This window comes from Pseudoalteromonas sp. S1612 (assembly GCF_005887175.1).
Taxonomy (GTDB): Bacteria; Pseudomonadota; Gammaproteobacteria; order Enterobacterales; family Alteromonadaceae; genus Pseudoalteromonas; species Pseudoalteromonas undina.
This window is the reverse complement of record NZ_PNDH01000029.1, coordinates 1-15,457: the sequence shown is the minus strand read 5'-3', so window position 1 is coordinate 15,457 and position 15,457 is coordinate 1. Positions and strand designations below refer to the sequence as shown.

11 protein-coding genes are annotated in these 15,457 nt (G+C 41.1%); 4 read left to right on the top strand and 7 right to left on the bottom strand.

Going from position 1 to position 15,457, the window contains the following annotated elements:
- Positions 1–58 precede the first annotated feature (58 nt).
- Positions 59–3,280: a S41 family peptidase gene (locus CWB78_RS10850; protein WP_138595542.1), complete on the top strand. Its 3,222-nt coding sequence runs from the start codon at positions 59–61 to the stop codon at positions 3,278–3,280.
- Between the two features lie 97 nt (positions 3,281–3,377).
- Here the strand turns inward: CWB78_RS10850 and CWB78_RS10845 are convergent, their stop codons facing one another.
- From CWB78_RS10845 to CWB78_RS10830, 4 genes are all read right to left on the bottom strand, one after another.
- A complete protein-coding gene (locus CWB78_RS10845) occupies positions 3,378–4,676 on the bottom strand; it encodes a DEAD/DEAH box helicase (RefSeq protein WP_138595540.1) in 1,299 nt (432 codons plus the stop codon).
- A gap of 148 nt (positions 4,677–4,824) precedes the next feature.
- Positions 4,825–6,018 (bottom strand): alpha/beta hydrolase-fold protein, encoded by a 1,194-nt coding sequence (locus CWB78_RS10840; RefSeq protein WP_138595538.1) that lies wholly within the window; start codon positions 6,016–6,018, stop codon positions 4,825–4,827.
- 109 nt (positions 6,019–6,127) lie between these two features.
- Entirely contained in the window at positions 6,128–7,948 is a 1,821-nt protein-coding gene (gene glmS / locus CWB78_RS10835) for a glutamine--fructose-6-phosphate transaminase (isomerizing) (RefSeq protein WP_138595536.1), read from the bottom strand.
- 46 nt (positions 7,949–7,994) lie between these two features.
- Positions 7,995–8,759, bottom strand: coding sequence for a DeoR/GlpR family DNA-binding transcription regulator (locus CWB78_RS10830; protein WP_138595534.1), 765 nt, complete (start codon positions 8,757–8,759; stop codon positions 7,995–7,997).
- A 161-nt stretch (positions 8,760–8,920) separates the two neighbouring features.
- On the opposite strand from CWB78_RS10830, the gene CWB78_RS10825 reads away from it, so the two are divergent.
- Positions 8,921–9,448 carry a sugar O-acetyltransferase gene (locus CWB78_RS10825; protein ID WP_138595532.1) on the top strand — a complete coding sequence of 176 codons (528 nt, stop codon included), beginning with the start codon at positions 8,921–8,923 and terminating at the stop codon, positions 9,446–9,448.
- Between the two features lie 57 nt (positions 9,449–9,505).
- Here the strand turns inward: CWB78_RS10825 and CWB78_RS10820 are convergent, their stop codons facing one another.
- Positions 9,506–11,086, bottom strand: a complete 1,581-nt coding sequence (locus CWB78_RS10820; RefSeq protein ID WP_138595530.1) for a hypothetical protein — start codon at positions 11,084–11,086, stop codon at positions 9,506–9,508.
- 134 nt (positions 11,087–11,220) lie between these two features.
- Complete coding sequence (locus CWB78_RS10815) at positions 11,221–12,501, bottom strand: acyltransferase family protein (RefSeq protein ID WP_138595528.1); 1,281 nt, start codon at positions 12,499–12,501, stop codon at positions 11,221–11,223.
- Between the two features lie 184 nt (positions 12,502–12,685).
- Between CWB78_RS10815 and CWB78_RS10810 the strand changes: the two genes are divergently transcribed.
- Both CWB78_RS10810 and CWB78_RS10805 read left to right on the top strand, forming a co-directional pair.
- On the top strand, positions 12,686–13,549 hold the full coding sequence (locus CWB78_RS10810) for a LytR/AlgR family response regulator transcription factor (RefSeq protein WP_138595568.1): 864 nt from the start codon (positions 12,686–12,688) through the stop codon (positions 13,547–13,549).
- 66 nt (positions 13,550–13,615) lie between these two features.
- Complete coding sequence (locus CWB78_RS10805; RefSeq protein ID WP_138595526.1) at positions 13,616–14,887, top strand: LysM peptidoglycan-binding domain-containing protein; 1,272 nt, start codon at positions 13,616–13,618, stop codon at positions 14,885–14,887.
- Between the two features lie 370 nt (positions 14,888–15,257).
- Here the strand turns inward: CWB78_RS10805 and CWB78_RS18875 are convergent.
- The coding region (locus CWB78_RS18875; protein ID WP_212750860.1) for a hypothetical protein at positions 15,258–15,457 on the bottom strand (200 nt) is incomplete at its 5' end.

Here is a 15,457-nt window from a genome sequence, read left to right as displayed (position 1 = left end):
TCGCTATTTTGCACCTTATTGTTATGATGGGATAGCTATTAATATAGGATGTAATTCCATGAAAAAACTAACAACATTGGCTCTTGCCTTGGCTGCAGCAATCGCGCCGGGTGTATCGGCCTATGAGACTAAAGACACTCGTTTACTCCGCTTTCCAGATATCCATAATCAAACCGTTACCTTTGTCTACAGTGGCGATATTTATATTGCGAATACGCAAACAGGCGAAAGCAAACGCTTAACCGACCATATTGGCTTTGAAACATTTCCTAAGTTTTCCCCTGACGGTAAGCGCATTGCATTTTCAGCCGAGTATAACGGTAGCCGACAAATTTATGTGATCAACAGTGACGGTTCAAACCTAAAGCAGCTTACTTATTATAATGACGTTGGCCCAATGCCACCGCGTGGAGGTTTTGATTACCGCGTTTTAGATTGGACCGCCGATGGTAAAAATGTGGTATTTAGAGCTAACCGCACACCATGGGGAAAACGTATGGGCCGCCCTTACATGGTTCCTGCAGATGGCGGACTTGAACAGCCATTAGCGATTCCAGAAACTGGTGGCGGCATGCTATCTCCAGATGGCAGCAAATATGTTTACACGCCAATTGACCGAGAATTTCGTACGTGGAAACGTACTCGTGGTGGTCGTGCGCAAGATGTATGGATTTATGATTTAGAAAAAAACACATCAGAACAACTAACTACAAACCGTGCAACCGACCAGCAACCAACTTGGGTTGGTGACGATATTTACTTTGTGTCTGACCGTGATTACACGCTAAACCTTTACCAGTACCGTAAAGGCAGCGAACCAAAAAAACTTACCAACTATAAAAACTTTGACGTACTTTGGCCTTCAGCTGGCCCAAATGCGATTGTTTATGAAAACGGCGGTTATTTATATCGCTTTGACGCAAAAACACAAAAAAGCGCTAAGCTAAGCATTAACATTGCAGGCGTGCGCCAATACGCAATGCCGTATAGCAAAAATGTTAGCGATTTTATTGATTCTATGTCGCTCTCTCACGATGGTAAACGTGCTGTATTTACTGCCCGTGGTGAGCTGTTTAGCGTACCAATCAAACAAGGGCCTACACGCAACTTATCTTACACAGAGAAAAGCCGCGAAATAGATGCAAGCTGGTCACCAAATGGGCGTTACATTGCTTACATGAGCGATGAAAGCGGCGAGTACGAAATTTACTTAAAAGATCGCAGTAAAAACAATGCCATTAAGCAACTTACTAGCAATGGTACCATTTGGCGCTTTACGCCTATTTGGTCACCCGATAGCGCTAAGCTATTGTTTGCAGATAAAAACAACACACTTTGGTGGTTAGATGCAAAATCGGGCAAGCAACACAAAATTGATACCGGCATTTACGACGAAGACGGCATTACTCAGTATACGTGGTCGCCTAATAGCCAAGACATTGTGTATGTTAAAAATAACGAAAACCGTTATGCCTCACTGTGGCACTACAACCTTAAAAAAGAAAAGGTGACGCGCCTAACAGACAAAATGAGTAACGAGCAAAACCCAACCTTTTCGCCAGATGGCCAATACCTTTACTTTAGCTCTGAGCGCGACTTTAACCTTGCGTTTAGCAGTTACGAGTTTGACTACATGTTTAACCGCGCCACCCGTATTTATGCGGCCGCAGTAAACGACAGTGTTAAACCGCTTATTGCCTTACAAAGTGATGAAACCACGATTGTAAAAGACGATGACGACGAAAAAGAAGACGACAAAAAAGTTAAAAACGCACTGCAAAGCAGCGACTTTATGCAGCGTGTTACCGCTCTTAACGCGCCAGCGGGCGATTACCGTGGCTTAACCGCAGTAAAAGACGGCGTACTGACGCTTGCTAATGGCGCATTACAACTTATAGGTACCGAGCACGACAGTGAGCTAGAAACAGTCGCTAAAGGTGTTAGCAATTACACTATATCGAGCAACAGCGAACACCTACTTGTACACACAAGTGGCGGTTACAGCTTAATAGAGCCTAAACCAAAGCAAGACCTAGACGCCAACAAGCTAGATTTAAGCAAAATGACGCTTAAAATCAACCCGCAAGCTGAGTGGCAACAAATGTACGTAGAAGGCTGGCGCACACTGCGTGACTGGTTCTACGACGAAAATCACCACGGTCAAGATTGGGATGCTATTTTAGCTAAATACCAACCTATGGCTGATGCTATTAGCCACCGTAGCGACCTTGATTACGTACTTAGCGAAATTGCCGGCGAAATTAACTCAGGTCATATTTACGTGCAATCGGGCGATATGCCAAAAGCCGAACGTAAAAATCACGGTTTATTAGGCGCTAAGCTTGCAAGCGACCCATCTGGTTACGTAAAAATAGAGCAAATCTTTAAAGGTGAAAACTGGCATGACGATTTCCGCTCACCGCTGGGGACTACTGGTGTAAAAGCACATAACGGCGATTACATTATTGCGGTAAATGGCCGCTCGGTTAAAGACGTTGCTAACTTTTACGAACTCCTTGAAAACACCCAAGGCGAGCAAGTAGAGCTAGTGCTAAACAGCAAACCGCGTAGCAAAGGTGCGTGGCAAGTAACAGTAAAACCGGTAGCCAGTGAGCAAGGTCTACGTTATTTAGATTGGGTTAACTCGCGTGCAGCCTACGTTAATAAGCTATCAAATGGGCGTATTGGCTATGTGCACCTGCCAAATACAGCCTATGAGGGTAACCGCGCCATGTTTAAAAACTACATGCCGCAAACAACCAAAGATGCCATGATTATTGATGACCGTTACAATGGCGGTGGTTTTATTCCTGAGCATATGATCACTTGGCTTGCGCGTAAACCGCTTAACTATTGGAAACGCCGTGGTGTAGAGCCAACTAAAACACCGCAGTTTGCGCACAATGGTCCTAAAGCCATGCTAATAAATGGCTATTCAAGTTCTGGTGGTGACGCAATCCCTTACTACTTCCGCCAGGCTGGTCTAGGTAAGCTAATTGGTACCCGTACATGGGGTGGCTTAATTGGTATTTCTGGTAACCCAAGCCTTGTAGACGGCGGACAAGTAATTGCTGCTACATTCCGTATTTTAGACACAAAAGGTAACTGGATCATAGAAAACGAAGGTGTTGCACCAGATATTAAAGTAATTGATCGTCCAGAGCTTATTTATAAAGGCCAAGATCCATCAATAGAGCGTGCTGTACAAGAGTTATTAAAGGAGCTTAAAGAAAATCCTAAACAACCCTTAGTGATACCACCAGCACCTTCTAAGTTTTAATTTGCTGCATAGCTAAACAAGCTAATACCAATAAAAAACCCTGCAAATTTGCAGGGTTTTTTATGACTTGGATTTAATGACTTATATGTATTAAGGCTTATCTTTTTCTCCAGCCGCTCCATACATCATCTTCTTGGTTGGCTTTTTTCTTCTTTTTCTTACCTGTACCTTCTGGCTTGGCCATTGGCTTGTCGTTTTTTAGCGCCTGTGCCGCATCAAGGTTGGCTTGGTTTACAGCAAAACCTGCTACCTCTTCGCGCTCTAAGCGAAGTTTGTTTTTCTTTTCGATAATTCTAAAGTGATGGAAGTCTTCATAATCAATTAACGATAACGCTAAACCGACTTCACCAGCACGGCCGCTTCGGCCAATACGGTGCATATAATCAGCTGGGCTACGCGGTAAGTTAAAGTTAATAACAACAGGCAGTTTGGCAATATCTAAACCACGGGCTGCTATATCGGTGGCAATAAGTACTTCTATTTCGCCAGCTTTAAATTTTTCAATTACGCGAGTACGCTCGCTTTGGCCTTTATCGCCATGGAATACTTGTGCGTTCACGCCGCGTTTTTCAAGTTTGCTGGCTAAGTGCTCACAATCTTTTTTAGCGTTGACAAAAATAAGTGCTTGGCGCCATTGATGCGCTTTAATTAAGTGCGCTAAAACCGTGGTTTTCTCGCCTTTATTAACCGTAAATACGCGCTGAACTAAAGTGCTTTCGTCTTTGCTTTGTACTTGTATTTCAACAGGGTTGGTTAACAGCTCTTGCGTTAATTGTGTGACTTGCTCTGGGAAAGTCGCTGAAAACAACATGGTTTGTTTTTTAGCAGGCATAAGCGCTAATAGCTCAGCAAGCTCTTCAGTAAAGCCAAGGCTTAACATGCGGTCAGCTTCATCAAGCACTAAGGTTGTTACTTTATCGAGCTTAATCGCATTGCTTGAGATTAAATCGAGTAAACGCCCTGGCGTTGCAACAATGATATCAGCACCGCCGCGAAGTGCTTGCATCTGGGTATTAACCGACACACCACCAAATACCGCCACCGTTTTAATGGCGCCATTAAAATTAGCAGAATACGATTTAACACTATCGGCTACCTGCACTGCCAGCTCGCGAGTAGGTACCAAAATAAGCCCTGTTACAAAGTTGCCTTTGCTCGGCGCTTTATTAGCACCTTGCGCTAAAAATAGCGTTTGTAGCATAGGCAAAGCAAAGGTTGCTGTTTTACCTGAGCCGGTATTTGCCCCCGCAATTAAGTCACTCCCCGCCAAGATACTTGGAATTGCTTTTGCCTGAATCGGCGTAGGTTGCGTGTATTCAAGGTCAGACAAACGAGCAATTAGCTCTGGAATAAGGCCAAGTTCGTTGAAATTACTAGGATTTGCGGCTGAGGTCATAAAAGGTGCGGGCTCATTGCTAAAAATAGCCTGTAATTTTAGCGTATTTAGCAGCTATTAAGTAGAGGTTAGTGATTTAAATAATATTTAGCTACAGGTAATAAAAAGACGCTTGCGCGTCATTTTTATTTAACAGTAACTAAAAACTCTAGTTACGTTTATCTAGCTCTACCTGTAACCTAGCTTTTGTTTCTTTTAAGTAATTTATATAAGGGTATGAGTCATCTGCAATGGCTAAAGCAGATTCCATATGAGCCAGCGCTTGACTAATATTACCTTGCATCTCATAGCCATAAGATAAAGCAGAGATCGCACTAACTGATTTTGGGTGATTTTTTATATTGTATTTAAACACCTCAATAGCCCGTTCAAATTGCTGGTTATCCGTTAGGTTATAACCAAGTAGCCTAACAGCGCGATCCGGTGGCGATACCTGTTCGCCCCATTGTTGAGATAGATTTTGGTAATAAGCATCAATAGAGACAACATCGTCAGTTAAAGCACTGATTGGCATTTGCTTAGGTAAAAATAAGTTGTAATATGCATTAAATACGCCAGCAGCAGAGGTTAAGCCATGCGAGATACCATCAAACGCATCACTAAAAAAGCGTAACCCTTGCACTTTATGCGATTGCAGTGATTGCTGTAATTCATCGTACCTTTCGCGCATTATACCGGCTTCTTCGCCAATATTAGTATAAACGTAGTTATTCAGGTCTTTCGTTTTAGTTATAAACGATTTTGTGCTTTTTACCATTGCACCATAATTCCACCAAACTGCGGGGCTATAAGCAATATGTGCTTGGAATAATTCAGGTTTGGCCTGCAAAGCATATAGCGCAAATACACCGCCCGCAGAGGCGCCAGATATAACCTTATAGTCATGCGTGCGATAGTTCTTATTTACTAAAGGAATGAGCTCTTGCTCAAAGAACGCTAAAAACGTTGCAGCACCGCCCCCTTCACCAACTGGGCCCTGTGGCTCTTTATTCACTGTAGGGTAAAAATCTCTAAGTCGATTAGTGTTTTCAATAGCGACAATAATAACCTCAGGCGCACGATTATCATTTTGTAAACGCTCAATAACAGCACTTGCAAGCGGTATATTACCCGCCCCATCTAAGCGATAAACAACTGGATATACCTTATTTGGCTCAGCTTGGTAGCTTTTAGGCAATTGCACGACAACTGTGCGTTCTTCGTTTAAAACAACCGATTTAATAGTATGTGTGTACTGAGAGTAATCTGTACTTTGCTGTTTAGTGCCAGATTGTGCAAAGGCACTTTGTGAACTAAAAATAATACTAAAGCTAACAAAACAAATAACGGTTAATAAACGCATGACTAATCCCTTAGAGAATAATAAGTTACTAAGCTAACAGAGTTTCAGGCACAAAAAAAGCGCCTTAAGCGCTTTTTTAACATTAATAAAAACCTATAACCTTTTGATTTTACTCAACTGTAACCGATTTTGCTAGGTTACGTGGTTGGTCAACATCAGTGCCTTTAATGACCGCTACATAGTACGACAGTAACTGTAGTGGAATTGTATATACAACAGGGGCAATTACGTCATCTACGTGGTTTACGTTGATTACACGCATTGTGTCGTCTGACTCAAAGTGTGAGTCTTTATCAGCGAATACATAAATGATGCCGCCGCGAGCACGTACTTCTTCTACGTTTGATTTAAGCTTTTCAAGCAATTCATTGTTTGGTGCTACAACAATAATTGGCATGTCGGCATCAATAAGCGCTAATGGGCCGTGTTTAAGCTCACCTGCTGCGTAGGCTTCAGCGTGAATGTATGAAATCTCTTTAAGCTTAAGTGCGCCTTCCATCGCGATTGGGTATTGCGACCCGCGACCTAAAAACAGTGAATGGTGTTTATCAGCAAATTCTTCAGCAAGGTCTGCAATGCCATCAGCCAATAGTAGCGTTTCTTCTAATTTAGCTGGTAGCAGTTTAATAGCGTTAACAATCGCGCTTTGATCTAAGCCTTTCTCTTGCGCAATAGACGCAGTAAGCATTAACAAACCAACAAGCTGTGTAGTAAATGCTTTAGTAGAGGCTACACCAATTTCAGCGCCTGCTTTGGTCATAAAGGCAAGGTCTGATTCTCGCACAAGCGATGAGCCAGGTACGTTACAAATAGTCATTGACCCCATATAGCCTTGCTCTTTAGCTAAACGCAGTGCAGCTAAAGTATCAGCCGTTTCGCCTGATTGTGAAATAGTTACTAGTAGGCTATTTTCGTGTACAAATGACTGACGGTAACGGAACTCAGAGGCAATTTCTACGTTACAACTAACACCTGCAAATTGCTCAAGCCAGTAACGAGCAACCATACCTGAGTGGTATGACGTACCACAGGCAATAATTTGTACGTGTTTTACGTCTTTAAATATTTGCTGTGCGCTATCGCCAAAAGCATCAATAGCTACGCGGTCATCGTTTAAACGTCCTTCAAGGGTGTTACGTACTGCAAGTGGCTGCTCATAAATTTCTTTTAGCATGTAGTGACGGTAATCACCTTTACCTGATGCATCTTGTGTAATGTTTGATTCAACAACTTCACGCTCAACCGCGTTGCCATCTGCATCAAAAATTTCTACAGTGTCGCGAGTAATACGCGCTACATCACCTTCTTCTAAGAAGATAAAGCTGCGAGTCACTGGTAATAATGCAAGTTGATCAGAAGCAATAAAGTTTTCACCAAGGCCTAAACCAATAACTAACGGGCTACCTGAGCGAGCTACAATAATTTCGTTATCATTCGCTTTATCGAACACAACGGTACCAAATGCACCTTCAAACTGCTTAACAGCTGCTTGAACTGACGCTAATAAAGTGGTGTGCTGCTGACGTAATTGATGAATTAAATGCACCATGACTTCAGTGTCGGTGTCTGATAAAAACTCGTAACCGTCACCTTTAAGTGCTGCACGCAAGCTTGCGTGGTTTTCAATGATTCCGTTATGTACAAGTGCTAATTGATTGCTTGAAACATGTGGGTGAGCATTGGCTTCAGTTACACCGCCATGAGTCGCCCAACGAGTGTGCGCAATACCTGTGTGGCCACTAACAGCTGCTTGTTCAAGTGCTGACTCTAAGTTTACAACCTTACCAACTGCTTTAACTGTATTCAGTGTATTGCCTTCAAGTAAAGCTACACCTGCTGAGTCATAACCGCGGTACTCAAGACGCTTAAGGCCTTCAACTAAGATTTTATTTACTGGACGTTCTGCAACAGCCCCAACGATTCCACACATAGTGTCTCCATTAATTTTTTAATTCTAGCAACTTACGTTTTAGTTGCTATTCCATAATTTCTGCGCAAATTAGTTTTACACCACACGCCTCTATGGCTGCACGTTTATCACTTGCTAAGCCACTGTCGGTTATTAATGTGGTTACTGTTTGCCACGGTAATTCTAAATTTGGTATTTTTCGGCCAATCTTTTCTGACTCAACCAGCACAATAACTTCGCGCGCCGCTTTAGCCATCACTTGGCTTAATCCAACAAGTTCATTAAACGTGGTTGTTCCACGCGCTACATCAATGCCATCGGCACCAATAAATAGTTGATCAAAATCATATGAGCATAGAACATTTTCAGCTACTTGCCCTTGAAACGATTCTGAATGCGGATCCCACGTGCCACCTGTCATCAAAAGTGTTGGCTCATTTTCAAGTGCTAATAAACGCGTTGCTACTTTAATAGCGTTAGTCATAACAACTAACCCCTGCTTGCTAGCCAACTCAAGGATCATCGCTGCAGTGGTGCGCCCACTGTCTATAATAATGCGATTATGATCTTTTATAAGCGCAGCTGCCGCTTTGGCAATGGCCACTTTGCGCTTAGAATCAATCTCATCGCTAACAATCTCTTTTGGTAGCGCAATAGCACCGCCGTAACGGCGCAGCAATAAGCCACTTTTTTCAAGCGAGGTTAAGTCTTTTCGAATAGTTACTTCTGATGTTTGAAACTGTTCAGCTAAAATATCGACAGCCACTTCACCTAATTCATTAACTTGGCTAAGGATCAGATGACGGCGTTGCTGAGTGTTTCGTTTGGTCATAAGTGATTACAATTAAGTTTCGTTTCGAAAGTTAGGGGATTTTAAACGAAACATAATAAATGGCAAGTGAATGCATAAAAATAAAGCAGTTTTATTCAAATTATCATCATGCTTAAAGTAGGTTAAGCTAGGCACCATTATTTAAGTTAAACAAAATTGATATGCAGTCATTTAATAGTATTAGTAAAGAGAATCTAGCGCAGCGTAAAACTGTGCACGAAATTTGCCGCTTATTTAATAAAAGCCCCAGTAAAGGTAATTTAAAGCGAATAAAAGAATTATGCTCACACTGTGGTGATGGAGTAATTATTGAAGCGGGCTTTCATTGTGACTATGGCAGTCAAATACAAATAGGTGATCGTACTTTTATAAACATTAACTGCACTGTATTGGATGCCCCCATTAGTGAGGGTGCAATTACCATTGGCAGTGATTGTTTAATTGGCCCGAACGTTCAACTTTTGGCAGTATCTCATGCGGTTACCCCCACAGAGCGGCTCAATAAAGAGAACTTTGCAGCACCGATTACTATCGGTAATAACGTGTGGATTGGCGCGGGAGTTATTATATTAGCTGGTGTTACAATTGGTGATAACGCTGTTGTGGCCGCTGGGTCGATAGTGACCAAAGATGTGGCTGCGAACACTGTTGTTGCTGGTAACCCCGCGATAAAGCTCAAGGATATTTAACACGCTAAAGCCCGCCCTAAAGGTCGTCGTTTACGGCGATATTTAATTTATATTGAGCTAGCCTTTAATTCCTAATTCAACCCCTAATTGCTCAATATCTTTATGTTGCTCAAAATACTGCACAACAGCTTGAATCTGTTGTTGCTTTATACCTTTAAAATTATTGGTTAGGTAATCTTTAAGCTCACCAAAATTCCACGTTAAGTCCATCTCTGTTGGGATTTTGGTTAAGGCAGTAAACACTTCTTCAATAGATTTATCGTCAAGTAGAAAGCGAATAAACTGCATTACGGCTAAGAGCTGTGGGTCCTCTGAGTATTTTTCTGCCTCTGCAACACGAGAAAGGACTTGTTCTGGTGTTTCATAAAGTAAAGCCTGTTCAGCAATATTGGCCTGTAAATCAGCTATTACGTCTTTAATCTCACTATTTTCTGAGCTGCGGAATTGTTTAAATAGTATTGAATGCGATTTTAGAGCTGAGCGAAAATCTTTTTTCCGGCAATATACAGCACTCTGGTTACACATCGCTTTAGCCACCCGAATTTGAATCTCTTCATTCGACGAGCCTTTAAACTGCTCAAGCAAAGCCGCATAGCTGTTAAGTGCGTCTTCAAACTTTTCTTCCTTAGCATAAGCGACACCTTGGTTTAACATCGCTTTTGCAACAAAACCCCAACTCTCTTCATTATGTATACTTTTAAAGTTTTGTATTAACTCATCATAAGCTTTAAGTTCAGCATTTACATCTTGCAACATAGAATGGACAATAGCTTTGTTCCATAACAACTGTGCATGAAATCGAGTTTGTTTTTCACTATCTTTCAAAGTATTAATAGCTAAATTTAGATATTTTAGAGTCTCTTTATAGTTCTTTTTCCCATACCCAACACTTGCTAGGTTTGAGTATTCACGCGCAGTTGTATGCCCTTTACTTAATTTATTAGTGCTATTTTCTAATATTCTTAATGACTCAGGGTTTGGCTCTTGTTTCTCTGTAAAAGACCTTTGCACATCATCAGCCGCTGCTTCAACTTCTTTTCTCTTCTCTTCAATAATCTGATGGGCTTCATCGATATATTTCTTTAGGTATTCAACAGATGTATTAGCCTCACCTAATTGCTTTTCCAAAGAAACTTGCGCATTGGCTAAAATTTCATCCGCATTACTGCTAATAAAGCCTTCCACCTGTTGATGCGCTACATTTTCTGCTTCTTTTCTACTTAGCTTATAAATAAGTAAACCGCCCAATGCGAGAAAAATCGTTAATATAGAAAACCACCAATTTATTGAGTCTTTTAAATCACCAATTCGCCCATTAAAACCAGTAAAATTATTAGCTTGTAGATTATTTTGCGCTTCGAGTTTAGTTTGTAAGTTAGCAAGTTGAACTTTGAGTGCTTGCTGGGCCCCTTCTAAGGTCTTAATATCATTACCGAGTGATTTTTGTTGCTGTAATTTTTCATCGAGCCGAACAAGCTGGCTTTGCATACTAAACAGTTGCTGATACATCAAATCTTGGCTATTTTGCGTATTAGCTATAATCGGAGCAGAATTTACAGGCGTTGAATTAGGTGCTGTTGTAGCAAAAGCTTCGCTAGTCAAGCCCCATAAAAATACAATTAGTAAGAAAAAACGCATCAATCATCCCTAAAATAAATTTGCTTTGCCAAGGTTGTATAACCACATAGTAGCCTTTTAATCTAACCGAGTTTTGTAGCACATACCACATAAAACCAATCATTTATAAAATATTTTAAGTTATATTTTTAATGCTAAACCAACCTAAAGATCAGCGGGCTTACCAATATTAGCCCGCAACCAAAGCCCGCTTTAACTTGCCATGCTTTATATTTGCCTGTGGCTTTTATACCTAAAAATGGGCTTAATAAGTCGATACGTCGCGCAGCAATAAACACCAACCAACAAATAATGAAAGTGAGGCTGAGTATAAGTAATGGCTCCACAAAACCACCTAATTGCAGCTTCGACAAATAAAACGCAAGGCCAATAATCACACTTTGATGCAATAGATAAAAAGGGAATACTGCACCGTTTAATAAAGCCAGTTTAGGGTGATCGTGATTCAAAAAACGTTGTGCTAGTGCCAGAATTAACAACACGCCCATTAATCGTTGCGCAGTATACAGCATATCCATGCTGGTAATTTGCCATTGGCTAGCAGCAGGGTTTTGCCAAATCGTGTTGTAACACAGCACAACAACTATATAACCTAAAGTGAATACCACTAATAGCACTCGCCAATGGCGAAGTAGCTGGCTATAAAATGTAGGCTGCCAAGCAAATAAGTAACCATAAAGTAAGAACAGCGCGCCCATAGGGTATCGGAAAGTATCACTCGGCCAGCTCAGTTTTAAAATACACAGCGGCAATAGCAATACAATAAAAATAGTCAATAACGAGCGCCCACATAAACGCGTGATTATTGTATGAACAATAGCGTGATGAAGCAGCGGCATTGCTAGCACCAGCAATAAAGTAAATTGCCATAACGAACGTAAGTACCAAAGGTGATTCACATCGACATGAGGCCAAACCCCTGCTTGATAGCGCTCGAATAAAGGGTTGGTTAAATCAAAGAACTGGCTGTAAAACTGCCAAAAGCCCATAGCTAAACTGGCTTCTTGGCTCATTTGCGCATAAAGCTGAATAGGCACAATAAACCAAATGCCAAACAATAAAGGCAGTAATATTTTTACACTTCGTGTAGTTAAAAACATACCTAGACTAAAGCGCGCAACAATAAAGCGCAGCGCCACACCTGAAATAAACCAAATTAATCCCATCCGCCATGGCGACAATAAAAGCATGACGTTTTCAATACCGCTGGATAAGTACTGACTTTTAAAATGAAAGCCCCAATTTTCACTGTATAACATACCGGTGTGGTAAAAAATTAATAAGCCAAAGGCAAGTACTCTCAGCCAATCTAAATCATAACGGCGAGATGGTAACTCTTCACCTTGGTTAAACACATTTAACCAAGGTTTTAATAGCGTACGTGTTGTAATTTTAATGACTATTTTAAGATTCATAGAAGATTTAACTTATGAGTAATTAATAACAACTATGGACAACACACCGTGTTAAGCAATCATAAAAGGCTTATAAAACAGTCAATAGGGATAAACGGTGGATATCAGGGATGATATAAACTTGGTGTTTTATCACTCTCTTGCTAGTCTAATTGCGGTCTTTTAAAGAGTTACAATAATAATGATCACTTTATCGCACTTTCAGCGCTATCAAACTTGGTACGCGGCTTTATTTTTATGTAGTTATATTTTTATAAACAACACCATTAATGCCAGCTCAAATATTATGGAAGCCCAACGTGATGGCGCACTTCCTTTTATGCTCTGGGAGCCCTTTGTGTGGGAATACTCGAGTGCTATTGGCACTTTATTATTGTTTCCGGCTTTAGTTTGGTTATTAAAAGCTAAGCCCTTTATTTGGCAAAAAATCTCTCATTCAATATTACTGTACTTAGTAGCGAGCATTGCTTTTTCGTTATTACATATTGGTATTATGGTCGCTATCCGCAAACTCATTTACACCGTGCAGGGTATGCAATATGACTTTGGGTTAGTGTGGTTTGAGTTACTTTATGAATACCGCAAAGATTTGTGGGGATTCTTATTTTTGATTATTGTTATTAAAACCTATCAATATGTCGTGAGCCAATTAACAGGTGAAGCAGCCCCGATCAGTCAAGGCGAAGATACTGCTGAACATGTAAGCTTAGACAGGCTACTGGTAAAAAAGCTGGGAAAAGAATTTATTGTTCGCGTAGCAGAAGTAGATTGGCTTGAATCAAATGGCAATTATGTAAATCTACATATTGGCGCTCGAATTTACCCTTTTCGTGCAACCATGGCACAACTTATAACTCAGTTAGAGCCACAAGGGTTTTGCCGCATTCACCGTTCTCATGCGATTAGATTAGACGCGGTTGAATCAATCACGCCATTAGCAAGTGGCGATAGTGAAGTAAAACTTACAACAGGAAAAGTACTTAACTTATCGCGTCGCTATAAAGATCAATTTAAGGAACTGTTAAATTCAACTACAAGTCATTCTTAACTCACCCTATGTTAAGCTTACCTGCTTTAGGTTAGCCGCATTTATATTTTCGGAGTAGTGTAGTACGTGTTCTCAAATCGATTTATCCGCATTTTGCCATTAGTATTTCTTTTATCCGGCTGTGAAACCACACCCGATACACCAACATCAACCTCTGAAATTAAGGCTAACCCCAAAACAATTGTTAGTGAACAGCGCAAAGATATTGCACAAATAGCGCCACTCACCACAAAAGAACTTGATGATGTATGGCAACGTATTCGCGCACAGCTAACATTTGCCAATTCAAGCCACCCAGATGTACAACAACGCATTGCATGGTATTTATCGCACCCAAATTACATGGATGAAATTAGTCGCCGTGCTGAGCCTTACCTTTATTATATAGTCACAGAGGTTGAAAAGCGGAACTTACCCATAGAATTAGCATTAATGCCGTTGATTGAAAGTGACTTTGATGCCAGTGCGTACTCACATAAACATGCCTCTGGGTTGTGGCAACTAACGCCTGCTATTGCTAAATATTTTAAAGTGCAAATATCCCCTTGGTATGACGGACGTCAAGACGTAATAGACAGTACCCGAGCTGCGTTGGATTTTATGGAATATTTACACAAGCGGTTTGATGGTGACTGGTACCACGCAATTGCGGCTTATAATGTAGGTGAAGGCAGAGTGTTAAGAGCCATCAATAATAATAAAAAGCAAGGTAAGCCCACCGACTTTTTTAGTTTAAAACTGCCTAAACAAACCAGCCAATATGTGCCAAAATTACTAGCTGCGGCACAATTATTAAAAAGCCAAAAAATGGCTTTTCCTACAATTTCAAACAGCCCAACAATTGCAGTATTGCCTATTGATGGCGCTGTTATTTTAGATAACCAAAAGCAATGGCAGCAACTTGAATCTTTAAATCATGGTGTGATCCGCTTTCCTGCCATTATTGATGCACCCCACATTGTTGTTCCAGTTGCTGAACAAACAGAATTTAAAGACATGCTCGCTAATCTTGATTCCAATGATTATAGTCAGTGGCAACACTACACAGTAAAACGTGGCGATAGCTTAAGTGTTATAGCGAAACGCTACAAAGTGGGTATTAGCCAACTCAAAGCGTTTAACGATCTAAAAAGTAACACCATTAGAATTGGCCAAAAGCTTGTGCTCCCTCAATTAGCCGATACCCAAATTGAACATCAGGTTAAATCGGGGGATAGCTTATGGAAAATTTCCAGCCACTACAAAGTCAGTATTACTAAACTAAAACAATGGAATAACCTTTCGAGCGACCATTTAAAAATAGGTAAAAAGCTTACTGTATTCTTATCTAATCGCTAACGACCTCGCTGATTATTAAATATATGGACTGATGACTTTATCAGCCATATCCCCTTCGAAAGACCTAAATTTAGATTCGAGCTTGCACATATTTGGCGTCGGCGCGTTCCTTCGTAGTGACCACGCTGTAGAATATCGTAGTGCCTACAGCGCTAGAGAGCAACATAGCAAGATACATTTAATGTTTTTAATGGGATGCGTTGGCTCTGAGGTTAACGTTGCGTTATTTTGCCCGTGGGGTTCTAGATACTCAACGCACGCTACGGTTGCCTGGTTAACGCTGTGCAGCTGATAGCTGACGGCTGATAGCTAGTATTTTCACTTTTCTGCAGACGTAAAAAAGCCCGACTCTTTCGAATCGGGCTTTCTCTTATTTGGAGCCTGGTAATGTCGTAGTGCCCACAGCGATGGAGAGCCACATAACAAATGGGATACTCTCTATGCGTCGGGAGTCGCTTCGCTCGCCCAACCTACGCGATAGGTCTGGGTGAGTGTGCGCATTTTGCTTTCCTGCAAACAGCAAAAAACCCGTCACATCGCTGTAACGGGTTTCTCTTATTTGGAGCCTGG